Consider the following 22,811-nt stretch of genomic DNA (forward strand, 5'->3'; position numbering starts at 1 on the left):
AAATCACTTTTATTGAGTGATTTTGGCAGTAAGTGACAGAATTGTGATGACCAGAAAAGATATGGATAATATTTGTTGCGGAAGGAGGAGTTATACGCCATTATTTGTCAGTTATGGAATTATTAAATTGCGTTATAGTCACAAAATATGCGTTGTTTTCAAGGTGAAAATAATGCAGATATAGCCAAACATGGCTACCAAATATGATCACAGTGTGCTAGTGCGTTCAGTTTGTTGGCTAAACAGAATAAATTACATTTCCAGCATTGATATTCCTGGCAACTTCGCTATTAGAAAAAACAATAGACAAAAAAACAGTAGCCATTTGGCTACTGTTTTCGATCACCTCTTCAAATTTGATGGGATGAGGTTTTATACGGGGTTGGCAGCGATGAGCTGTGCTACTTTATTGGCTTCGGCCGCCAATCCTAATTCTTTATAAGCTAACTCCATATAAGGGAGAGCCTTCCGAGTTGCATTAGTATCAGGATAGTCGCGTAGCATCTGTTCTACCCGATTGACGACAGCTACGTAAGCACTGCGTTTAGTGTAATATTGCACAACTGCAAGTTCATATTTGGCTAAACGTTCTTTGAGGAATACTAACCGTTTGGTCGCATCAGTTGAATACTGACTGTTTGGATAATAACGCACCAGTTGGTTGAAATCACGGAATGCAGCACGGGCATGTTCAGGATCACGATTCGATCGATCAATGCTGAAAAGGCCTTGTAATAGGCTGTCATCCAAAGCTAGCGAGACCAAACCACGCATATAGAGTACATAGTCGATATTAGGATGGGTTGGATTCAGGCGCATGAAACGGTCAATGGATGCGAGAGCCAGTGGGTATTCCGCTGATTTGTAATAAGCGTAGATAAGATCAAGCTGAACTTGCTGAGAGTACGGGCCAAAAGGATATCGGTTATCAAGGGATTCCAATTGCTTGATAGCCGCTTTATAGTTACCTTCTTGCAGCTTTTCTTGCCCAATTGAATAAATTTGAGATGGCGGGATATCAGGAACAGCATCCTTATTGCTGGAACATCCAGATAGAACCAGGCTCAATGTGGTCGCTGCCACCAGATATTTCATGCGAATCATCACGTGTTGATTATCCTCTGAGTGTTTTCTGGGAGACTGTCCGTGAAGCTCCCGGCAAAATATGGGGTTACAATAGCACACTATTTTAAATGAAACGGCTTCGCCGTCAAAACTCAACGTAAAATATAGAAGTTATATATGGCACAACAAATCCGACTTAATGCAATAGTCGCTGAATCTCAGCTTGGTCAACGTTTAGATCAAGCGTTGGCTGAATTGTTCCCTGATTACTCCAGGTCACGTATAAAAGAGTGGATCTTGGATAATAAAGTTCAAGTTAATGGTAAATTAATTAACAAACCAAAAGAAAAAGTTCTGGGCGGTGAAGAAATCTTCGTTGATGCTATCATTGAAGAAGATGCACGTTGGGAGCCTCAGGATATCGAACTGAATATTGTTTATGAAGATGATGATATTTTAGTAATCAATAAACCACGTGATTTGGTTGTTCATCCGGGAGCAGGTAATCCTGACGGTACAGTGTTGAACGCCTTGCTATATCACTATCCTGAAATTGCAGATGTACCCCGCGCAGGCATTGTTCATCGTCTTGACAAAGATACAACAGGGCTAATGGTTGTGGCAAAAAACGTGCCGGCACAAACCCGTTTGGTAGAATCTTTGCAATTACGTGAAATAACCCGTGAATATGAAGCGGTTGCTTTGGGACGTATGACGGCTGGAGGAACGGTAGAAGAACCCATTTCCCGCCATCCAACAAAACGGACACACATGGCAGTACATCCTATGGGAAAACCTGCCGTTACCCATTATCGCGTTATGGAGCATTTCCGAGCGCATACTCGTTTGCGTCTGCGTTTAGAGACAGGTAGAACACACCAAATTCGTGTGCATATGGCACATGTAAAACACCCGTTGGTGGGTGATCCTCTGTATGGTGGACGCCCTCGTCCCTTAAAAGGGGCTTCTGATGAGTTTCGCGAAGTGATGCGCAATTTTGATCGCCAGGCATTGCATGCAACCATGTTACGTCTTTACCATCCGATCACTGGAATTGAGATGGAATGGCATGCCCCATTACCGGACGATATGGTTAAATTGATTGAATTGATGAAAGTGGATGCTGAGACTTTCAAAGACGAGATGGATTGGTAGGTAAATGACACCACTGATTTTTCCTGATTGGCCACAGCCTGATAATGTCGGTGCTTGCAGTACTACCCGTTTTGGCGGAATAAGCCATCCTCCATATGATAGCTTGAATCTGGGTAATCATGTCGGGGACGTTCCAGAATATGTGGAGCGGAATAGAACGCTATTGGTTGAGTATGCCCAATTGCCGCAGCAACCTACATGGCTGGAGCAAATACACGGAACACATGTTATCACACTTGATGGTCAGCCATTGGTGAATAATCAGGCCGATGCCGTTTACACGAATATACCTGGTCAGGTTTGTGCTGTGATGACCGCAGATTGTTTGCCAGTTCTTTTTTGCAGCATTTCTGGTGATGAAGTCGCAGCAGCCCATGCAGGATGGCGCGGGTTATGTGCCGGAGTGTTGGAAAATACCGTGTCTCGATTTAGCGCAAAACCTGACATGATCTGTGCATGGTTGGGGCCTGCTATTGGCCCTGAAAAATTTGAGGTAGGAAGTGAGGTCAGAGAAACTTTCATTACGAACAATCCTGATCTGGAACAAGCTTTCACGCCTTATGGTGATAAATTTCTGGCAAATATTTATTTACTGGCTAAATTAAAGTTGCAGTCAGTAGGAATCACAGAGATTTTTGGTGGAACCGCATGTACTGTCACGGAGGAAAAAACCTTTTTCTCTTATCGTCGTGATGGTAATACAGGGCGAATGGCAACTTTAATCTGGTTGCGATAACCTATTTTACAGGACGATCTTTGGCGTATAGCGGTAAGTTTCCAATTAACTTTTCAGAAAACCTTGAATATTTAAGGAATGACCTTATCTAGTCTCCAGTAGCAAATTCTGACCAGTATTGGAGGTGTTATGCGTCTGGATCGTCTTACCAATAAATTCCAGCTTGCTCTCGCTGACGCCCAATCCCTCGCATTAGGGCGTGATAATCAATTCATCGAACCTCTCCACTTGATGAGTGCATTAATTAATCAAGAAGGCGGTTCAGTACGTCCCTTATTAGCCTCGGCAGGGGTGGATACGGGAAGCTTCAATAATCAACTGAATCAGGCTCTGCACCGATTGCCAAAAGTAGAGGGCAATGGTGGAGATGTGCAGGTATCCAGCGAATTGGGACGTTATTTAAATTTGTGTGACAAACTGGCACAAAAATCAGGCGATAACTTTATTTCTTCTGAACTCTTTATCCTGGCAGCGATAGAAGAACGTGGAACACTAAGTGACATGTTGAAAACTGCTGGTGCAACCAAGGATAAAATCACTAAGGCAATAGAACAAATGCGTGGTGGTGAAAAAGTGAATGAGCAAGGTGCAGAAGATCAGCGTCAAGCATTAAAAAAATATACCATTGATCTGACTGAACGAGCCGAACAAGGCAAATTAGATCCTGTGATCGGGCGTGATGAAGAAATTCGTCGAACTATTCAGGTGTTGCAACGTAGAACCAAAAATAATCCTGTTCTTATTGGTGAACCAGGGGTTGGGAAAACCGCGATTGTTGAAGGTTTGGCACAGCGTATTGTCAATGGTGAAGTTCCAGAAGGTCTGAAAAACAAACGTGTTCTGTCACTTGATATGGGGGCGTTATTAGCCGGTGCTAAATACCGTGGTGAATTCGAAGAGCGTTTGAAAGGTGTTTTGAACGATCTTACCAAACAGGAAGGTTCAGTCATTCTGTTTATTGATGAATTGCATACCATGGTAGGGGCAGGCAAAGCCGAAGGCGCAATGGATGCCGGTAACATGTTAAAACCCGCTCTGGCTCGTGGAGAATTGCATTGCGTTGGGGCAACAACACTTGATGAGTATCGTCAGTATATAGAAAAAGATGCGGCTTTAGAACGTCGTTTCCAGAAAGTTTATGTGGCAGAACCTACGGTTGAAGATACGATTGCTATTTTGCGTGGATTGAAAGAGCGATATGAATTGCATCATCACGTCCAAATCACTGATCCAGCAATTGTGGCGGCTGCAACACTATCTCATCGCTATATTTCTGATCGTATGCTACCTGACAAAGCCATTGATCTGATTGATGAAGCAGGGGCAAGCCTGCGTATGCAGATGGATTCTAAACCAGAAGCATTGGATCGCCTTGAGCGCCGCGTTATTCAGTTAAAACTTGAGCAGCAGGCACTGAAAAAAGAATCTGATGATGCCAGTAAAAAACGTTTAGAGATGCTAAACGAAGAATTGGCAGAAAAAGAACGTGAATATTCTGAATTAGAAGAAGAGTGGAAAGCGGAGAAGGCTGAACTTAGTGGCACCCAAAATATCAAGGCTGAATTAGAAAATACCCGTATTGAATTAGAAAAAGCTCGCCGTAGCGGTGACTTGGCTAAAATGTCTGAAATTCAGTACGGAAAAATTCCGGAATTGGAAAAACGCCTAGCAACAGCAACAACAGCAGAAAATCGTCATATGAAGTTGCTGCGTAACAAAGTTACAGATGCTGAAATTGCTGAAATACTCGCACGCTGGACAGGGATCCCTGTATCCAGAATGCTGGAAAGTGAAAAAGATAAATTACTGCGCATGGAGCAAGAATTGCATAAGCGCGTAATAGGGCAGGATGAAGCTGTTGAAGCTGTATCGAATGCAATTCGTCGTAGCAGAGCGGGATTATCTGATCCCAATCGTCCAATCGGTTCTTTCATGTTCTTGGGGCCGACTGGGGTGGGTAAAACAGAATTGTGTAAGGCGTTGGCTAATTTCTTGTTCGACAGTGATGATGCCATGGTGCGCATTGATATGTCGGAGTTTATGGAAAAACACGCAGTTTCAAGGTTAGTGGGAGCGCCTCCCGGATATGTTGGATATGAAGAAGGTGGGTATTTGACGGAAGCAGTGCGTCGTCGTCCTTATTCTGTCATTTTGTTGGATGAAGTAGAAAAAGCTCATCCAGATGTTTTCAATATCTTGTTGCAAGTATTGGATGATGGCCGTTTGACTGATGGTCAGGGAAGAACAGTTGATTTTCGTAACACAGTTGTGATTATGACTTCCAACTTAGGCTCCGATATGATTCAAGAACGCTTTGGTACATTGGATTATATAGGTATGAAAAATATGGTGATGGAAGTAGTTGGTCATCATTTCAGACCTGAGTTTATTAACCGTGTTGATGAAGTTGTTGTGTTCCACCCATTAGGAAAAGAGCATCTGAAATCTATTACAAGTATTCAATTGCAACGTTTATATCAGCGTTTGGAAGAGCACGGTTATCGGGTTGAGATAACATCTCAAGCACTGGAAAAACTAAGCGAAGCTGGTTTCGATCCTGTATATGGAGCTCGGCCATTGAAACGGGCTATTCAGCAAGAGATTGAAAATCCGCTGGCCCAACAAATTCTTTCTGGCAAATTGATTCCAGGTAAATTAGTGACTTTAGAGTTAGAAGACAATCGTATTGTTGCAATACAATGATATTGATTATGTAGAAAGTTTTTAAGAGGTGTTTTTTACACCTCTTTTTTCTTTTTGTAGATTATAAAAAGACCAAATCAGGGGTTTTTGAGTGATAAATAATCGGTTGGGGCTTTTTTTTAAAATAACTATTGCCAGCCCCAGAAAACTCCCTATAATGCGCCACCACTGACCGGCGATGTGCTGAAACAAGCCACGACGGCCGCAGAGAAAAGCGAAAATAATCGCTTGACTCTGGAGGCGAAAAGCGTAAGATACGCAGCCTCGCAACCCGGCAGAAACGGCCGGTTGCCAATGCTCTTTAACAAATTAATCAGACAATCTGTGTGGGCACTCGCAAGACACTATCTCAGCCGAAAGGCAAAAAAAGATTAAAGTCTTGAAGAGTGACTGACAGTTAATTCATTACGAACTAACAGTAAGATTCTTTGAGCATCAAACTTTTAATTGAAGAGTTTGATCATGGCTCAGATTGAACGCTGGCGGCAGGCCTAACACATGCAAGTCGAGCGGCAGCGGGGGAAAGCTTGCTTTCCTGCCGGCGAGCGGCGGACGGGTGAGTAATGTCTGGGGATCTGCCCGATGGAGGGGGATAACCACTGGAAACGGTGGCTAATACCGCATAACCTCTTTGGAGCAAAGTGGGGGACCTTCGGGCCTCACGCCATCGGATGAACCCAGATGGGATTAGCTAGTAGGTGGGGTAAAGGCTCACCTAGGCGACGATCCCTAGCTGGTCTGAGAGGATGACCAGCCACACTGGGACTGAGACACGGCCCAGACTCCTACGGGAGGCAGCAGTGGGGAATATTGCACAATGGGCGCAAGCCTGATGCAGCCATGCCGCGTGTATGAAGAAGGCCTTCGGGTTGTAAAGTACTTTCAGCGGGGAGGAAGGCGCAAGGTTGAATACACCTTGCGATTGACGTTACCCGCAGAAGAAGCACCGGCTAACTCCGTGCCAGCAGCCGCGGTAATACGGAGGGTGCAAGCGTTAATCGGAATTACTGGGCGTAAAGCGCACGCAGGCGGTCAATTAAGTTAGATGTGAAATCCCCGGGCTTAACCTGGGAATGGCATCTAAGACTGGTTGGCTAGAGTCTCGTAGAGGGGGGTAGAATTCCACGTGTAGCGGTGAAATGCGTAGAGATGTGGAGGAATACCGGTGGCGAAGGCGGCCCCCTGGACGAAGACTGACGCTCAGGTGCGAAAGCGTGGGGAGCAAACAGGATTAGATACCCTGGTAGTCCACGCTGTAAACGATGTCGATTTGGAGGTTGTGGCCTTGAGCTGTGGCTTCCGGAGCTAACGCGTTAAATCGACCGCCTGGGGAGTACGGTCGCAAGATTAAAACTCAAATGAATTGACGGGGGCCCGCACAAGCGGTGGAGCATGTGGTTTAATTCGATGCAACGCGAAGAACCTTACCTACTCTTGACATCCACGGAATTCTGCAGAGATGCGGAAGTGCCTTCGGGAACCGTGAGACAGGTGCTGCATGGCTGTCGTCAGCTCGTGTTGTGAAATGTTGGGTTAAGTCCCGCAACGAGCGCAACCCTTATCCTTTGTTGCCAGCACGTTATGGTGGGAACTCAAGGGAGACTGCCGGTGATAAACCGGAGGAAGGTGGGGATGACGTCAAGTCATCATGGCCCTTACGAGTAGGGCTACACACGTGCTACAATGGCGGATACAAAGAGAAGCGACCTCGCGAGAGCAAGCGGACCTCATAAAGTCTGTCGTAGTCCGGATTGGAGTCTGCAACTCGACTCCATGAAGTCGGAATCGCTAGTAATCGTAGATCAGAATGCTACGGTGAATACGTTCCCGGGCCTTGTACACACCGCCCGTCACACCATGGGAGTGGGTTGCAAAAGAAGTCGGTAGCTTAACCTTTTGGAGGGCGCTGACCACTTTGTGATTCATGACTGGGGTGAAGTCGTAACAAGGTAACCGTAGGGGAACCTGCGGTTGGATCACCTCCTTAACCAATGATGGTGAAATGTGAGTGTTCACACAGATTGTCTGATGAAATGCAGTATGAGCAAGCGTCTGAGAAGAAGACTTGAAGTCCCCTTCGTCTAGAGGCCTAGGACACCGCCCTTTCACGGCGGTAACAGGGGTTCGAATCCCCTAGGGGACGCCACTTTGCTCCGGTATCGGGTGAAAGACGATGCCTCAAATGATTGCTAAGCGGGCTGGTGAGCCGGTTTAGCAATCATTGCTCTTTAACAATCTGGAACAAGCTGAAAATTTGAAACAATCAATGTTGTTAAACGATAACATTGATGAGTCTCTCAAAAACTCCAGTCCGAAGACACCTTCGGGTTGTGAGGTTAAGCGACTAAGCGTACACGGTGGATGCCTAGGCAGTCAGAGGCGATGAAGGACGTGCTAATCTGCGAAAAGCGCCGGTGAGCTGATATGAAGCGCTATCAGCCGGCGATGTCCGAATGGGGAAACCCAGTGCAATCCGTTGCACTATCCTTGCCTGAATTCATAGGGTAAGGAGGCGAACCGGGGGAACTGAAACATCTCAGTACCCCGAGGAAAAGAAATCAACCGAGATTCCCCCAGTAGCGGCGAGCGAACGGGGAGGAGCCCAGAGCCATCAGCGATAGGCGTGTCAGGAGAACGGTCTGGAAAGGCCGGCAGTAAAGGGTGAAAGCCCCGTATCCGAAGACATGCCTATTGTGAGCTCAACGAGTAGGGCGGGACACGTGGTATCCTGTCTGAACATGGGGGGACCATCCTCCAAGGCTAAATACTCCTGACTGACCGATAGTGAACCAGTACCGTGAGGGAAAGGCGAAAAGAACCCCGGCGAGGGGAGTGAAAGAGAACCTGAAACCGTGTACGTACAAGCAGTGGGAGCCTTGATTTATCAGGGTGACTGCGTACCTTTTGTATAATGGGTCAGCGACTTATATTCTGTAGCAAGGTTAACCGAATAGGGGAGCCGCAGGGAAACCGAGTCTTAACTGGGCGTTAAGTTGCAGGGTATAGACCCGAAACCCGGTGATCTAGCCATGGGCAGGTTGAAGGTTGGGTAACACTAACTGGAGGACCGAACCGACTAATGTTGAAAAATTAGCGGATGACTTGTGGCTGGGGGTGAAAGGCCAATCAAACCGGGAGATAGCTGGTTCTCCCCGAAAGCTATTTAGGTAGCGCCTCGTGAATTCATCTTCGGGGGTAGAGCACTGTTTCGGCTAGGGGGTCATCCCGACTTACCAACCCGATGCAAACTGCGAATACCGAAGAATGTTATCACGGGAGACACACGGCGGGTGCTAACGTCCGTCGTGAAGAGGGAAACAACCCAGACCGCCAGCTAAGGTCCCAAAGTCATGGTTAAGTGGGAAACGAAGTGGGAAGGCTCAGACAGCCAGGATGTTGGCTTAGAAGCAGCCATCATTTAAAGAAAGCGTAATAGCTCACTGGTCGAGTCGGCCTGCGCGGAAGATGTAACGGGGCTAAACCATGCACCGAAGCTGCGGCAGCGACATTTAGGTGTTGTTGGGTAGGGGAGCGTTCTGTAAGCCGGAGAAGGTGAACTGTGAGGTTTGCTGGAGGTATCAGAAGTGCGAATGCTGACATAAGTAACGATAAAGCGGGTGAAAAACCCGCTCGCCGGAAGACCAAGGGTTCCTGTCCAACGTTAATCGGGGCAGGGTGAGTCGACCCCTAAGGCGAGGCCGAAAGGCGTAGTCGATGGGAAACGGGTTAATATTCCCGTACTCGGTGTGGCTGCGAAGGGGGGACGGAGAAGGCTATGTCATCCGGGCGACGGTCGTCCCGGTTTAAGCGTGTAGGCTGGCATCCCAGGGAAATCCGGGGTGCTTTAAGGCTGAGGCGTGATGACGAGGCACTATGGTGCTGAAGTGACAGATGCCCTGCTTCCAGGAAAAGCCTCTAAGCATCAGGTCACATTGAATCGTACCCCAAACCGACACAGGTGGTCAGGTAGAGAATACTCAGGCGCTTGAGAGAACTCGGGTGAAGGAACTAGGCAAAATGGTGCCGTAACTTCGGGAGAAGGCACGCTGGCGTTAGGTGAAGGGACATGCGCCCGGAGCCGAGGCCAGTCGCAGATACCAGCTGGCTGCAACTGTTTAATAAAAACACAGCACTGTGCAAACACGAAAGTGGACGTATACGGTGTGACGCCTGCCCGGTGCTGGAAGGTTAATTGATGGGGTTAGCCGCAAGGCGAAGCTCTTGATCGAAGCCCCAGTAAACGGCGGCCGTAACTATAACGGTCCTAAGGTAGCGAAATTCCTTGTCGGGTAAGTTCCGACCTGCACGAATGGCGTAATGATGGCCAGGCTGTCTCCACCCGAGACTCAGTGAAATTGAACTCGCTGTGAAGATGCAGTGTACCCGCGGCAAGACGGAAAGACCCCGTGAACCTTTACTATAGCTTGACACTGAACCTTGAGCCTTGATGTGTAGGATAGGTGGGAGGCTGTGAAGTGTGGACGCCAGTCTGCACGGAGCCATCCTTGAAATACCACCCTTGAATGTTTGATGTTCTAACGTAGGCCCGTGAACCGGGTTGCGGACAGTGTCTGGTGGGTAGTTTGACTGGGGCGGTCTCCTCCCAAAGCGTAACGGAGGAGCACGAAGGTTAGCTAATCACGGTCGGACATCGTGAGGTTAGTGCAAAGGCATAAGCTAGCTTGACTGCGAGAGTGACGGCTCGAGCAGGTACGAAAGTAGGTCTTAGTGATCCGGTGGTTCTGAATGGAAGGGCCATCGCTCAACGGATAAAAGGTACTCCGGGGATAACAGGCTGATACCGCCCAAGAGTTCATATCGACGGCGGTGTTTGGCACCTCGATGTCGGCTCATCACATCCTGGGGCTGAAGTAGGTCCCAAGGGTATGGCTGTTCGCCATTTAAAGTGGTACGCGAGCTGGGTTTAGAACGTCGTGAGACAGTTCGGTCCCTATCTGCCGTGGGCGTTGGAAGATTGCAAGGGGCTGCTCCTAGTACGAGAGGACCGGAGTGGACGCACCACTGGTGTTCGGGTTGTCATGCCAATGGCACTGCCCGGTAGCTAAGTGCGGAAGAGATAACCGCTGAAAGCATCTAAGCGGGAAACTTGCCTTAAGATGAGTCTTCCCTTGTCCCTTGAGGACACTGAAGGAACGTTCGAGACGAGGACGTAGATAGGCTGGGTGTGTAAGCGTTGCGAGACGTTGAGCTAACCAGTACTAATGAACCGTGCGGCTTAACCTGACAACACCGAAGGTGTTTTGGGCATGAGAGAAGACAGTTTCAGAGAGAAAGCAGCTTGTTCGGGATTGAAAACAGGATTTGTCTGGCGGCAAGAGCGCGGTGGTCCCACCTGACCCCATGCCGAACTCAGCAGTGAAACGCCGTAGCGCCGATGGTAGTGTGGGGTCTCCCCATGCGAGAGTAGGGAACTGCCAGACATCTATTTTGCCAGAGAAGCCATCCGTCACCGGATGGCTTTTTTGCGTTTGCAGCACCCGTCATATCATGTCAACTCCAGCCTGTTACTGATGGACGGCTATCATAAAGCTCTTTTATTGCACCAATACTAACGGATAGTAATACACCAAATTGTGCACTTTCGCGATGCCCCCGATGTTGACGATCACCATAAGCATTGCCCGCGGCAGCTACAATTGCAGAAAATAAAAAATGTTGTACTTTGTCTTTTCCTGTCCAGTTGTCATTTGCCTGACGTATATTGGAACAAGAAGTATTCAAGAGGATAGGAGAAATTATTAATATATTTCGTATCAGAGTGATGATGTTTTTTTTCATCGTAATTCACGCCATGATTTATTTTTTTAAATCATAGTCGTTTGATAAATAAGATACAAAAATCCCCCTCTGGCAATAGCGAGAGGGGTTAAAAAAACGATAATTATTTATCTATTCTACAGTATCCTACTGATTAATCGATCCACTCGAATACGACGCAAACGTCGTATCAGTTTGCGTACCTTAACAGGATAGAGTTGGATACTTTCTAGTTCCTGATAACTGTGAATCACTTTTGTATGAGTACGGATGCAATCCAACTCTATTGCGCGTTGCTCGCTCATCTCTTGGTGGGGATCATGAATAAGAATGGCATTTTCCAGATCTAATCCCCATGCGCGAGGATTAAGGTTATTACCAGTAATTAATTGCCATTTATTATCAACCCAGATCCCTTTTAAGTGATAAGTGTTATCTTGATCTTTCCATAACCGGATAGTTAATTGCTGGTTATCGATAAATTTTTGCAGCCGATTAGTAAACCTACGCAAGTTAATTTCATACAGATAAGGCAACGCACCAATGATCTTAAATGGTTCCTCTGGTGGAATATAAAAATCATTAGCTGTTTTGTCTCCAATAATAATCTCAACTTGTTTTCCCTGGCGGAGCAGGCGAGATATTGCACGTACTAACACTGCTGGTAAATTGAAATAAGGTGTACAGATAACCAGCTTGTTTTCAGTACAAGAAATAAGATGACAAATTGTTTTGTTCAGAAGATTCTTTTTGCCTAATCCTACAAGGGGGGTTACCGCTAATTCCTCATTTGATGCTTGATTTTCAACGTGGTACTCGGCATTTCTTAATGAAGTACGAAATTGGCGGATCAAATTTTTAATTTCAAGGCTACGAGGACGATTGTAGCAGGCTAGATTTTTTACGGCTTCTGCATTAATAATACTGTCATCGATAAATTGCTTCATGACCGAGGCAAGTTTTGCATTATGTAGCAGATGATAACGATCGTAACGATATTTTTCATGGCGGTGTAGATAGACATTATTAATACTGGCGCCACTATAAATAACCGTATCATCAAAGATAAAGCCTTTCAGATGTAAAACCCCCAGTGCTTCACGTGTATTCACTGGAACGCCCAAAATGGAAATAGTGACATCAGGATAGCTTTCAGCCATAGAGCAGTACCAATCTGCATTTGTTGCCGCGGCTTCTACACCAATGCGACCACGTTGGGCACGATGCCAATCGACCAAAATTTTTATATCCAGCTCAGGGCGTTTTTGTTTGACTTCATATAATGCAGTCAGAATATCCCGCCCTGCATCATCATTTTCTAAATATAATGCTGCGATATAAATATGCTTTTGGGCATTTTCTATATGTCCTAATAAGGTGCTGCGAAACACTTTAGATTCATAAAGTGTCTCAATGTCAGCAACTGATTGCGGTAGCTTAGGCAATTGTGCAAGGTGTTGTTGGTGTTTTGCTTGTTTAAATTTGGACAACATCACAGTGCGTTTTTCTCTTAGTCTAGATGGAATTACTACCATCATAAGGTGTATGAATCAAAATGATCTGGCGATGATACCATTAGTTTGGTTCATTGTGAGTATGAATTAACTCTCTTGAGCTGATTGCTTTAAGAGTGTGCGATCTATCACGGAGTGAGCATTTTTTATCACTCATCACAATATGCATATTGAATTTATTTTTTGCTAGAGTTTTAACATAAGATTAACAATGCCGTCTTCTAACTGTATATCAATGCTAAATCCAAGTTTTTTCGCAAGTTGGATCATATTGCGATTTTCAGGCATAGTGATGGCTGTTAGTGCCTGAATACCATGTTCTCTTGTATAATTAATCAGTTTAGCCATAAGCTGATAGCCTAACGTAATCCCTTTGAGATCTGATCGAACTAATATCGCAAATTCAGCTTCGATATTATCGGGATCAGCCATAGCACGAGCGACACCAATAATTTCAGGTGTTGTTGCTGGGTGGCGGATCGCCACGAATGCCATCTCTCGGTCGTAATCAATTTGGGTCATGTTTGCGAGATCATCATGCGTAAACTCGCTAATTTCACTGAAATAGCGGTAATAAAGATCTTCCTTTGTTACTTGGCCAATAAATGCTTTAAGTAAAGGTTCGTCTTCCGGCAAGATTGGTCGCAGCAAGCATTCAAAATCATCTTTGATATAGATAGTTTCTTCTAGTTCATTAGGATAAGGCCGGATAGCCAATCTACTGCGGGGATCACCTGTTACTGGCATCAACTCCATTGTCACATCCAGTAGAGTAAACTCATTGCCTGATGCAAGCAGTGGGTGGATATTCATACGAGTAATTTGAGGGCAATCGATCAGAAGATTAGAGACTCTGACCAATAACTGGCTGAGAGCAAGAATATCTAACGGCAAAAGTGAACCACCAGATTTTATTTTACCGCTCTTAATTGCCTGAATAACCAAATAACGGGCGAGTGCCATATTAAGGGGAGGAAGGGCGACAGCCGCCTGAGTTTCATGCATCCAATCAATATCTCCCTCGCCTAGCATGATTAAAGGACCAAATATTTCGTCTTGTTCAATAGCAATTCTCAGCTCTTGGGTGCCAGCTCGATTAGCCATGCTTTGTACTAATAAACCATGAATCCTGGCTTGCGGGAAGTTTTGTTTAACACGTTCAATAATCGCTTGTGTGGCGGCTTTAACTTCATCAGCGTTGCGCAAGTAAAGCATCACTCCCTGAACTTCTGATTTATGTGGAATATCAGGGGTGCGAAGTTTTAATGCCACGGGATAGCCAATTTTTTCTGCGATATTGATCGCATCATCACTGGTATGGGCGATCCAAGTCGGTAAAGTATTTAAACCGTAAGCATCGAGGATAGGTTGTACTTCATGGGTATCCAGTTGGATATTTCCGTTATCAAGCGCTTTCTGTATACATTCATGGGCTCGAGCCGTATTCGATGTGATGCCAATGGGCAAGGATGGTGTTTCTTTTAATTGTTTTTGGTTTCGCTGATATTCCACCATATGCATAAAGGCGGTAATGGCACCTTCTGGCGTCCGATAAGTCGGGATACCTGCCTCACTGAACAGGCGTCGGGCTTCCAACGAAGAATATTCTCCGCACCAATTAGTGAAAATAGGAAGCCATTTTCCACGGGGATGCTCTTTAATGGTTTGTATAACCCGGACCGCTGTAGTCTGGCTGTAAGATATGGCACTAGGAGAGTGGATTAACAATAAGGCATCATAATCATGACTATCTAAAAGTAACCTGAGTGCGGCAATATATCGTTCGGTGGAGGAGTCATCACCGATATCCAATGGGTTACGTAAAAGCAGCGTATCAGGAAGTATACCAGACAATCTCTTGATCATTTCCTCACCTAATATAGCGAGTTTACCAGTTCTCCTTACTAGCTCATCTAACGCCATTGCTGCAGGTGCTGCACCATTACTGACGATTAATAAACGTTCTCCGCGCAATGGCCGCATAAAACTCAATGTTTCCACTGCGGAGAACATTTCATGTGTATCTTGTACACGCAGTAATCCGGCACGTTGAATTGCTGCGTCATAAGCAGCATCGAAATTTTGTTGTTCTCCTAGTAATTTCTGAACTTGCCGGGTACGGCCGCTTTTCACGATTAGAATAGGTTTATTGCGTGAAGCACTTCGGGAAGCAGAAAGAAAACGGCGGGCATCACTGATATGTTCGAGATGCAACAAAATGGCGCTGGTTTTACTGTCTCTTGCTAAAAAGTCGAGTAAGTCATCAATATCAATATCAACACTGTCACCCAAAGCAATAAAATACGAAAAACCAATATTACGGTGATTGGCCCAGTCCAAAATAGTGTTAGATATCGCGGCTGATTGTGAAATAAAAGCCAGTTTACCTTTAAGAATAGGGATTGGCGAAAAACTGGCATTTAGCCCGCTCCAGGGCGCTAAGATGCCAAGACTATTTGGTCCCAGAATTCGAAGATGATGTTTTTGGCTGTACTGTTTCAATTCAGTAAATTGTGATGGCGGGGAGGATAAAATAATGACGGTTTTGCATCCGTGTTGAGCCAGTTGCTCTAGTAAAGACAAATTGCGACTGTGATGAGTACAAAGTACAGCCAGATCAGGAGGTAATGGTAATTTATCGATAGAAGGATAGGCTAACACACCCAGAACGGCATATTTATTTGGTGTTACGGGGAGAATAGGTCCTGTAAATCCACCCATTAACAAATTTCGCATCAACACTGAACTGGCTTTTTCTGGCTTTTCAGAAGCACCAATAACGGCGATAGATTTAGGGCGTAACAATGCTTCAAGTCCGCGCTGGCTCATTCTTGGAGTTCCTTATCAGTTATCACATCAATAAACAATCACTGTTGATTAAACAATTACTATGAATAACTTTAGCCACCATCAGTCACTTTAGCGCGGATTGTCAAGCATTACTGTGAGTTATCCCTACAGATGATTAGACTTTCCTGCCAGATATTGTTTACGAAAGTGGTTGAAATGGTTCAATAATGATTGTGACGCCTTAATATCTCCTGCCAATTCTAGTGCTGTAGCCGCGACTTCGGCAGTACAATGTTGTTCTGTTCTGGAGGGTATCCGAAGTAAATAGTCCATTTTGGCAATATTATTAATAGACAATAGAGGAATATCATCCAAATATGGGCTTTTTCGAAACATTTTTCTTGCTTCTGGCCAAGTGCCATCCAATATAATGAACAGCGGTGGTTTTTGGTTAGCGGGGAGCGTCTGATACACCGTACGAGGAGGCGTAGCATAACTGTCTGGGAAGATCAGGTAGGGTTGTCGGGTTGGATCACGCAATACTTCAAGCAGTTGTTGATCAGGCTCTGTTCTAGACCAAAGAAAAGCCAGTGTATCGGGCAGAATATCTGCAATCAATTTTCCCGTATTACTGGGTTTCATAGGCTCAGTATCGAACATAATGAGACAGAAGCGGCTTTCTGCATTTGCAGATGAAATCATTTCACACAGACATTTTTTTTGGGGTAATAAACAATGCAGGCAACGCTGCACTCGGCATCCCCTTGCCAGAAAAGGGCGGGTAGAGCGGGCAAGGCGACGTTGGCGAAGCTGATAAACGGCGTTGTTATTTCTCATTTAAGAACTCAAACATGTTCGTGGATAAAATCAGTAAAAAAATTAGCGGATATTTTAATGGATTGTCGTTACCAGAGGTAGCTTCGGGCGCTTACATCGGGTAATCTTCGCGCCATAACGCAGTTGGAGAAATAAATGAACGATTCCTATAGTGGTAAGAACGGCAAAGTCAAAGTAATGTATGTCCGCAATAGTGAGGACAATAACGATAACCGTAAAGGCGGAGATCGTCGTAAAAACAGTGACAGCCGTAAGAGTGATAACCGTCCGTTTGGTAAAGGGCGTGATCAGGGTGACCGCCGTCGTGGCAATGAACGCCCAGAGCGCTCAGGTGATCGTTCTCCGTGGAGAACAGTCTCCCGTCCAGAGAGTGAATTTCTTGAATCAGAGCATCAAGGTATTAGCGGCAAAAGCAGCATTGATCCTGAGCAGCTTCGTCGTCAGCGTTTGGAGGAAACTCGCATCTATGGGGAAAATGCTTGTCAGGCAATGTTCCAGAACCGCCCTGATGCGATTGTTCGAGCCTGGTTTGTTCAATCAGTTACTCCGCGTTTCCGCGATGCTTTGAAATGGATGGCGGCAAATCGCAAAGCTTACCATGTAGTTGACAACGAAGAACTATCCAAGGCATCAGGTACAGAACATCACGGTGGCGTATGTTTCCTGATTAAGAAACGCAATGGTTTGGATGCGGAAACCTATTTGCAACAGGCACCAGCAAAAGATTGTGTGCTGGCACTGGAAAACGTAGGTAATCCACATAATCTCGGTGCAATCATGCGTAGTTGTGCGCATTTTGGTGTGCAGGGTATGATTTTACAGGATACAGCGATGCTGGAATCAGGTGCCGCTGTTCGTACAGCAGAAGGAGGCGCTGAACACATCAAAGGCATTGATGCGGATGGGTTCACGGCTACGCTGAATAAATTTCGCAACCAAGGCTACACAATTGTGACCACATCAAGTCATAAAGGTAGCGCAACACTGGCACAAGCAACATTACCAGAAAAAATGGTTTTGGTATTGGGGCAGGAAAGTGACGGATTAAGTGACAGCATTTGGCAAGATGGTGACATCCGTCTTTCTATTGGCGGAACGGGTCGGGTAGAAAGCCTGAATGTTTCTGTTGCAACTGGTATTATGCTGGCGGAATGGTGGCGTCAGAATAAGGCTCTGGCTAGATAGACAGAACCTTATTTCCTTTATTTATTAAGTTATTGTGGCATTTTTCTTAACGGGAGTACTCACTCCCGTTAAGATCACTAGATTCAATGTAACAAGTTTAATGCGCTCCCCCGTGATCTTTACCTCCGGCAGAAAAAGGCGGTTTTGCCAGCCAGATCAATAATGTCAAAACAAGAAATATACCCGCTGAAAGCCAAAAGATTTCATTGGCAGAGATAATTAACCCTTGATGAGTGATCTGTTTTGCCAGATAAGCTGATATTTGTTCATCATTCATGCCCAATTGAGCTAATTGCTGATGTATTTGCTGGTAATTAGGGTTATATGGGTTGATGTACTCTGTAAGGTTCGAATGATGCATCGATTCACGTTGTGTCCACATTGTGGTTGTGAGGGATGTTCCGATTGAACCCGACAATATACGGGTGAAATTTGACAGGCTGGAAGCTGAGGCCATTCGTTCTGGCTCTAATCCGGATAATGTAATAGTTGTCAACGGCATAAAGAAACATGCCAGGGCAAGTCCTTGAACAAATTGAGGCCATGCAGCGGCAGCGAAATCCATGTCCGGCTCAAAGGTATATGCTCGCCAGTAAAAGCAAATAGCGTATATGATGAAACTGAATATCACGATATAGCGCATGTCCATCTTATGGCCAAACTTGCCAATAACCGGTGACAGTAACAGTGGCAGCAATCCTACAGGCGCAGCCGCAAAGCCAGCCCAGGTTGCGGTATAACCGAAAACCTCTTGCAATAGTTGCGGCAGTAAGACAATTGTACCAAAGTACATCATGAAACTGAGACTCGTACTCAATGTACCAATGGAAAAATTACGTTGCTTAAACAAGGATAGATCGATTATTGGATGATCATCGTTCAGTTCCCATATAATCAGGAAAATCAGTGTGATAATGGCAGTAATAGCCAGAACAATAATCTCATTGGAACTGAACCAATCAAGTTCCTTGCCTTGGTCAAGCATAATTTGCAGGCTGCCTACACCAATGACTAGCAAAAACAGCCCTGTCACGTCGATCGGGCGGATCTCTGTTTTTGTTTCCCGATCGCGCAATAGCTGCATGATGACGAAGATAATTGCGATACCAAGGGGGATATTGATAAAAAATATCCATCCCCAATGGTAGTTATCACTGATATAGCCGCCAAGAATAGGTCCACAAATGGGGGCAACAACGATCATCACTGACCACAGAGCTAATGCCATGTTCCGTTTCGCTGGTGGATAATTATTTAGTAACAAACTCTGGCAAAGAGGGAGTACGGGACCTGCGGCCAGCCCTTGCATAATACGGAAAAAAATCAACATATTGAGGCTATTGGAAAGACCACACAGCCAGGATGAAAGCGTAAAAATAGCGGTAGACCAGAGGAACAATTTCACTTCACCAATACGTTTTGCCAGCCAACCGGTAATTGGAATGGAAATTGCGTTTGCGACACCAAAGGAAGTAATCACCCATGTCCCTTGTGAGCTTGACGCACCCAGATTACCAGCAATCGTCGGTATGGCGACGTTGGCAATGGTAGAGTCGAGAACAAGCATGAACGTCGCCATTGCAAGAGTAATGGTCAAAAGGGCGAGTTTCGTACCTGCAAGCGGTTCTCTTGTGACCATGATCCCCCCTTAAATTTGATTTCCCGCATTACTATTAATAATGTCAGTAACTATTTTGTTTGCAGGGGCCATATCTATCGTCAAAGCATTGGTCTGATAGGCCGGAAGGGTACGTTCGGTGGTTGCCAGAACAGTTCCATCAGTGTTCGTTGTATCCACGATGACCTTTGTTGATAACCCAATTCGCAAGGGATGTTGTTTTAATTGTTTAGGATCAAGCTCAATACGGACAGGCAAGCGTTGTACAACCTTAATCCAGTTTCCGCTGGCATTTTGCGCTGGCAATAGGGAAAAGGCACTACCGGTGCCCATATCGATACCTGCAACTTTGCCGGTATAGACAATATTGTCACCATAGAAATCACTGATGATTTTAGCTGGCTGTCCAATCCGCATATTTGCCAGTTGGGTTTCTTTGAAATTAGCCTCAATCCACATATTGTTGGTGGTTACAATTGCCATCAATGGTGTTCCTGAATTGATACGAGAACCTACCTGAACACTACGACGAGCGACATAACCATCAACCGGGCTGACAATATTGGTTCTCTGTAAGGCGAGCCAGGCATCACGGACATCGGAGGCCGCTTTTTCGATAGCTGGCTGTTTTTCCAGCGGAGTATCCAGAATAATGGCTTGATTGCTTTTATATTGAGCTATTGCGACATCCAAATCCGCTTGGGCAGCAGAGACAGTTTCACGCATATGTTGCAATTCTTCTTTACCAATTAAATCTTGATTTCCCAATATTTCCCGTCGATTAAGATCATGTTGGGCTTTTCTGAGTGCAATTTTTTTTAGCTCAATGATAGCTTGATATCTTTCACTGTCGATCAGGTGTTGGTGAGTGACTCGGACAGTATTGGCTAATTCATTTTTAGCTCTTTCCAAAGCTAATTCGGCATCACGGGGATCAAGCCGGACGAGAGACTGACCACTTTTGACAAAATCAGTATTGTCAAAATTGACAGTCACGACGCTGCCCGCAATTTGCGACATGATTTGTATCTGATTACCTGTAACATAGGCATTATCAGTTTCTTGGTGGTGACGTAAAGTGAGAAACCAGTAAATAGTGTAACCAGCGCCAAGTATAAGGAAAAAAAACGTCAATAACGTAATGATACGGAGGCGTTTCTGTTTATTAGTACTATTTTTTGTTTTCACCTTTTCAGGAGATTGTTTTTCGCTAGACGGAAGTTGTGCTTTCTCACTAATATTCATGGAGAGTCCCCATATTTGTTTTTAACTTGTGGCTCGACAGGACGAAACACGCTTCCAGTAGTGTGCGCTTACACTACTGGAAGAGATGAACGATATGGGTTTAAGTATTACCTGAAGGTAATAGTTAGCCATACGAAGTATCTAATGATACAGGCTAATAGAAAAGTTTTTTTAGGTCATGTTGCTATAACATGTTTTCTTGGTTCAAAACCACCCAGAAGAAGGGCAATCACTTACTTAAACAATCCCCAATATTATCTAATTGCCCCAAAATTTTTCTCATCAATTTTTCTAACTGTTTTTTCTCCTCAGAATCTAGAATAGACCAAAGTTTAATCAGGCACTCATGCTGTGGTGGAAGTAAACTGTTCAAAAAAATTGAACCTTTTTCTGTGAGGTGAAGATGGAGGCAACGACGATCATTATGGCTCTCCTTTCTCTCTATCCAGCCCTGTTTTTCTAATTCATCTGCAATGCGGGTTGCGTTTGTACGGGAAGAGCCTAATGCAGCACTAAGTTCTGATGGCTGAATGCTACGGCTTTCTTTGGTATCCAGAATCATCAGAGCCATAAACAAGGTTTCATTGATTCCTTGTGATTTCAGCATGTTGTTGCGATTTTCCAGAAGCTTACTCTGGACATGCATGGATAAACGAGTCAGTAATATCTCTTGATAGGGCAAGCTTTTTTGCTGTGCTACACGGCAATTAAGTAACTCTTCTGTGGGAGTGAATGAACTTTCCATTGTTTAGATACCTTATTAGTTTCAACCGGTAAAGTAACTTTTGTTAAAAACCATACAAATACTATATTAAAAGTTAAATTTAGCAATTATAGTTATTTATTATCATCATATTTCTTTTAATATTGATACCTAATTCATAAATACTTTGAATATTATTCCAAAAACTACGGCACCAGACAGTGTTGAAATAATGATGCTTCGAGTTTTGTAGAAAAACAGACAAATGGTTAGGCAGCCAATTAAAGTTGGAAAAAATTTGTTGTGTTCCTTCATGACGTCAGGAATGCTTGAGACGATAAGGAGTGAGCAAATTGATGCAATACCAATACTGTCGAGTATGATGCTCATCTTTCCTTTTTTTGCTGTCGGTGAGCGATTGGTACCCAGACGCAGAGGAAGATAGCGGAATAAAAAGTTGGCAGTGCCTACAATGAGTCCGATAAGAAGTATTTTATTATCAATCATATAATGAGCTAATTATGTAATATATTAATTATGTAAGGTATTAATCATGCATTTTTAGTTTGCAGAAGTGCTGCTAAACATCCACTGATGATCCCCGCAAGAATGGCGATAGGGATTGAAAAAAATGTGATTCCCATTAATGCGCCTAGTAAAGCAGCGATACTACAGTAGGTATTTTCTCTTTTGAAAGATGCTAACAAAAAACTTAAGAATAGAGCCGGAAGCATAAATATCATGGCCGCTTCAATAGCTGGATAAGAACTCAAATAACCATTACCCAATATAGCTCCGGCTACGGTGCCCAGTACCCAAGAGAGCCAGGAACATATTGCAATGGCGACCATCCAGTTTTCACTCCAACTCCGCTGGTCTTTAATTAATTTGGTTGTTGCTGCGGCAAAAACTTCATCAGTCAAGCCAAATGCCCAAATAACAGTTTTCTTTTCCGATAATTTTTGTTTGATGCGATAACGTAAGGCTGGGCCATACAAAATATGGCGGATATCCATTGCCATTACGGTTAGCGCAGAAAACCACAATGACATTCCTGCACTCAGTAAAGCAGTGATGACAAACTGGCTGGCGCCTGCATAAATGACACATGAAAAAAATATGGCTTCTATGGGAGTAAATCCCAGCTTAGTGGCGCTCAAACCAAATGCAAAAGAGATGGGAATATAACCAATGGCGATTGGAAGACTGTCCCAAATACCGTCTTTAAAGGAAGAAGCCTTGTTTGGTAGAGTATTCCCGAATTCTGAAGTATCAGATATTGGTATATCAGACGCAGATTTATCAGACATTGGCATGGAGTATTTTATTTTTTTGTTAACAGATAAAACAACATTAACAAAATATGATGAAAGTGAAAATATAAAATATATAAATTATTTAAATAATATCATTGAGAACAAAGGAGTTGATAATGATAGAGGAGTGTATACTGGATAGCTGTGAGTTTTGTTAATATTTTCA

At 44.5% G+C, this 22,811-nt stretch carries 14 protein-coding genes, 1 tRNA gene and 3 rRNA genes; 8 read left to right on the forward strand and 10 right to left on the reverse strand.

The annotated features are described in order from the left end of the window. Positions 1–372: 372 nt before the first annotated feature. Entirely contained in the window at positions 373–1,095 is a 723-nt protein-coding gene (gene bamD, locus Xish_RS13290) for an outer membrane protein assembly factor BamD (protein WP_208614859.1), read from the reverse strand. 147 nt (positions 1,096–1,242) lie between these two features. Between bamD and rluD the strand changes: the two genes are divergently transcribed. The 7 genes from rluD to rrf all read left to right on the forward strand — a co-directional run bounded on the left by rluD (position 1,243) and on the right by rrf (position 11,100). After that, positions 1,243–2,220: a 23S rRNA pseudouridine(1911/1915/1917) synthase RluD gene (rluD, locus tag Xish_RS13295; protein WP_099118249.1), complete on the forward strand. Its 978-nt coding sequence runs from the start codon at positions 1,243–1,245 to the stop codon at positions 2,218–2,220. 4 nt (positions 2,221–2,224) lie between these two features. Further along, positions 2,225–2,956: a purine nucleoside phosphorylase YfiH gene (gene yfiH, locus Xish_RS13300; RefSeq protein ID WP_099118250.1), complete on the forward strand. Its 732-nt coding sequence runs from the start codon at positions 2,225–2,227 to the stop codon at positions 2,954–2,956. Positions 2,957–3,085: 129 nt separating this feature from the next. Further along, a complete protein-coding gene (gene clpB / locus Xish_RS13305; RefSeq protein WP_099118251.1) occupies positions 3,086–5,659 on the forward strand; it encodes an ATP-dependent chaperone ClpB in 2,574 nt (857 codons plus the stop codon). 444 nt (positions 5,660–6,103) lie between these two features. Beyond that, positions 6,104–7,646, forward strand: a 16S ribosomal RNA gene (locus Xish_RS13315). 83 nt (positions 7,647–7,729) lie between these two features. After that, positions 7,730–7,805: transfer RNA gene (locus tag Xish_RS13320), tRNA-Glu, on the forward strand. 188 nt (positions 7,806–7,993) lie between these two features. Continuing rightward, a 23S ribosomal RNA gene (locus Xish_RS13325) occupies positions 7,994–10,903 on the forward strand. 81 nt (positions 10,904–10,984) lie between these two features. Next, a 5S ribosomal RNA gene (gene rrf / locus Xish_RS13330) occupies positions 10,985–11,100 on the forward strand. Together the 16S, 23S and 5S rRNA genes with 1 tRNA gene alongside form the textbook arrangement of a ribosomal RNA operon. Positions 11,101–11,170: 70 nt before the next feature. Here rrf and Xish_RS13335 read toward each other — a convergent pair. From Xish_RS13335 to Xish_RS13350, 4 genes are all read right to left on the reverse strand, one after another. Continuing rightward, on the reverse strand, positions 11,171–11,458 hold the full coding sequence (locus Xish_RS13335; protein ID WP_208614821.1) for a YfiM family protein: 288 nt from the start codon (positions 11,456–11,458) through the stop codon (positions 11,171–11,173). A gap of 116 nt (positions 11,459–11,574) precedes the next feature. Further along, the gene (pssA, locus tag Xish_RS13340) at positions 11,575–12,933 is read right to left on the reverse strand and encodes a CDP-diacylglycerol--serine O-phosphatidyltransferase (protein WP_099118253.1); all 1,359 of its coding nucleotides are present in this window, start codon (positions 12,931–12,933) and stop codon (positions 11,575–11,577) included. Between the two features lie 204 nt (positions 12,934–13,137). Next, a complete protein-coding gene (locus Xish_RS13345; RefSeq protein WP_099118254.1) occupies positions 13,138–15,780 on the reverse strand; it encodes a bifunctional acetate--CoA ligase family protein/GNAT family N-acetyltransferase in 2,643 nt (880 codons plus the stop codon). 126 nt (positions 15,781–15,906) lie between these two features. Next, positions 15,907–16,578: a tRNA-uridine aminocarboxypropyltransferase gene (locus Xish_RS13350; protein ID WP_099118255.1), complete on the reverse strand. Its 672-nt coding sequence runs from the start codon at positions 16,576–16,578 to the stop codon at positions 15,907–15,909. 135 nt (positions 16,579–16,713) lie between these two features. On the opposite strand from Xish_RS13350, the gene Xish_RS13355 reads away from it, so the two are divergent. After that, the gene (locus tag Xish_RS13355) at positions 16,714–17,763 is read left to right on the forward strand and encodes a tRNA/rRNA methyltransferase (protein ID WP_099118256.1); all 1,050 of its coding nucleotides are present in this window, start codon (positions 16,714–16,716) and stop codon (positions 17,761–17,763) included. Between the two features lie 97 nt (positions 17,764–17,860). Here the strand turns inward: Xish_RS13355 and emrB are convergent, their stop codons facing one another. The 5 genes from emrB to Xish_RS13380 form a co-directional block, all read right to left on the reverse strand. Continuing rightward, positions 17,861–19,402 carry a multidrug efflux MFS transporter permease subunit EmrB gene (gene emrB, locus Xish_RS13360; protein ID WP_099118257.1) on the reverse strand — a complete coding sequence of 514 codons (1,542 nt, stop codon included), beginning with the start codon at positions 19,400–19,402 and terminating at the stop codon, positions 17,861–17,863. A 9-nt stretch (positions 19,403–19,411) separates the two neighbouring features. Continuing rightward, positions 19,412–20,626 (reverse strand): multidrug efflux MFS transporter periplasmic adaptor subunit EmrA, encoded by a 1,215-nt coding sequence (emrA, locus tag Xish_RS13365; RefSeq protein ID WP_099118258.1) that lies wholly within the window; start codon positions 20,624–20,626, stop codon positions 19,412–19,414. Positions 20,627–20,855: 229 nt separating this feature from the next. Next, positions 20,856–21,371: a transcriptional repressor MprA gene (gene mprA / locus Xish_RS13370; RefSeq protein WP_099118259.1), complete on the reverse strand. Its 516-nt coding sequence runs from the start codon at positions 21,369–21,371 to the stop codon at positions 20,856–20,858. Positions 21,372–21,500: 129 nt separating this feature from the next. Then, on the reverse strand, positions 21,501–21,836 hold the full coding sequence (gene ygaH / locus Xish_RS13375; protein ID WP_099118260.1) for an L-valine transporter subunit YgaH: 336 nt from the start codon (positions 21,834–21,836) through the stop codon (positions 21,501–21,503). A gap of 44 nt (positions 21,837–21,880) precedes the next feature. After that, positions 21,881–22,645 (reverse strand): AzlC family ABC transporter permease, encoded by a 765-nt coding sequence (locus tag Xish_RS13380; RefSeq protein ID WP_099118261.1) that lies wholly within the window; start codon positions 22,643–22,645, stop codon positions 21,881–21,883. Between the last annotated feature and the right edge of the window lie 166 nt (positions 22,646–22,811).

This window comes from Xenorhabdus ishibashii (genome assembly GCF_002632755.1).
Taxonomy (GTDB): Bacteria; Pseudomonadota; Gammaproteobacteria; order Enterobacterales; family Enterobacteriaceae; genus Xenorhabdus; species Xenorhabdus ishibashii.

Coding starts and splice junctions, on each gene's coding strand:
- bamD (WP_208614859.1), bottom strand. CDS start 1,095: ATGAAATATCTGGTGGCAGCGACCACATTGAGCCTGGTTCTATCTGGA.
- rluD (WP_099118249.1), top strand. CDS start 1,243: ATGGCACAACAAATCCGACTTAATGCAATAGTCGCTGAATCTCAGCTT.
- yfiH (WP_099118250.1), top strand. CDS start 2,225: ATGACACCACTGATTTTTCCTGATTGGCCACAGCCTGATAATGTCGGT.
- clpB (WP_099118251.1), top strand. CDS start 3,086: ATGCGTCTGGATCGTCTTACCAATAAATTCCAGCTTGCTCTCGCTGAC.
- Xish_RS13335 (WP_208614821.1), bottom strand. CDS start 11,458: ATGAAAAAAAACATCATCACTCTGATACGAAATATATTAATAATTTCT.
- Xish_RS13345 (WP_099118254.1), bottom strand. CDS start 15,780: ATGAGCCAGCGCGGACTTGAAGCATTGTTACGCCCTAAATCTATCGCC.
- Xish_RS13350 (WP_099118255.1), bottom strand. CDS start 16,578: ATGAGAAATAACAACGCCGTTTATCAGCTTCGCCAACGTCGCCTTGCC.
- Xish_RS13355 (WP_099118256.1), top strand. CDS start 16,714: ATGAACGATTCCTATAGTGGTAAGAACGGCAAAGTCAAAGTAATGTAT.
- emrB (WP_099118257.1), bottom strand. CDS start 19,402: ATGGTCACAAGAGAACCGCTTGCAGGTACGAAACTCGCCCTTTTGACC.
- emrA (WP_099118258.1), bottom strand. CDS start 20,626: ATGAATATTAGTGAGAAAGCACAACTTCCGTCTAGCGAAAAACAATCT.
- mprA (WP_099118259.1), bottom strand. CDS start 21,371: ATGGAAAGTTCATTCACTCCCACAGAAGAGTTACTTAATTGCCGTGTA.
- ygaH (WP_099118260.1), bottom strand. CDS start 21,836: ATGATTGATAATAAAATACTTCTTATCGGACTCATTGTAGGCACTGCC.
- Xish_RS13380 (WP_099118261.1), bottom strand. CDS start 22,645: ATGCCAATGTCTGATAAATCTGCGTCTGATATACCAATATCTGATACT.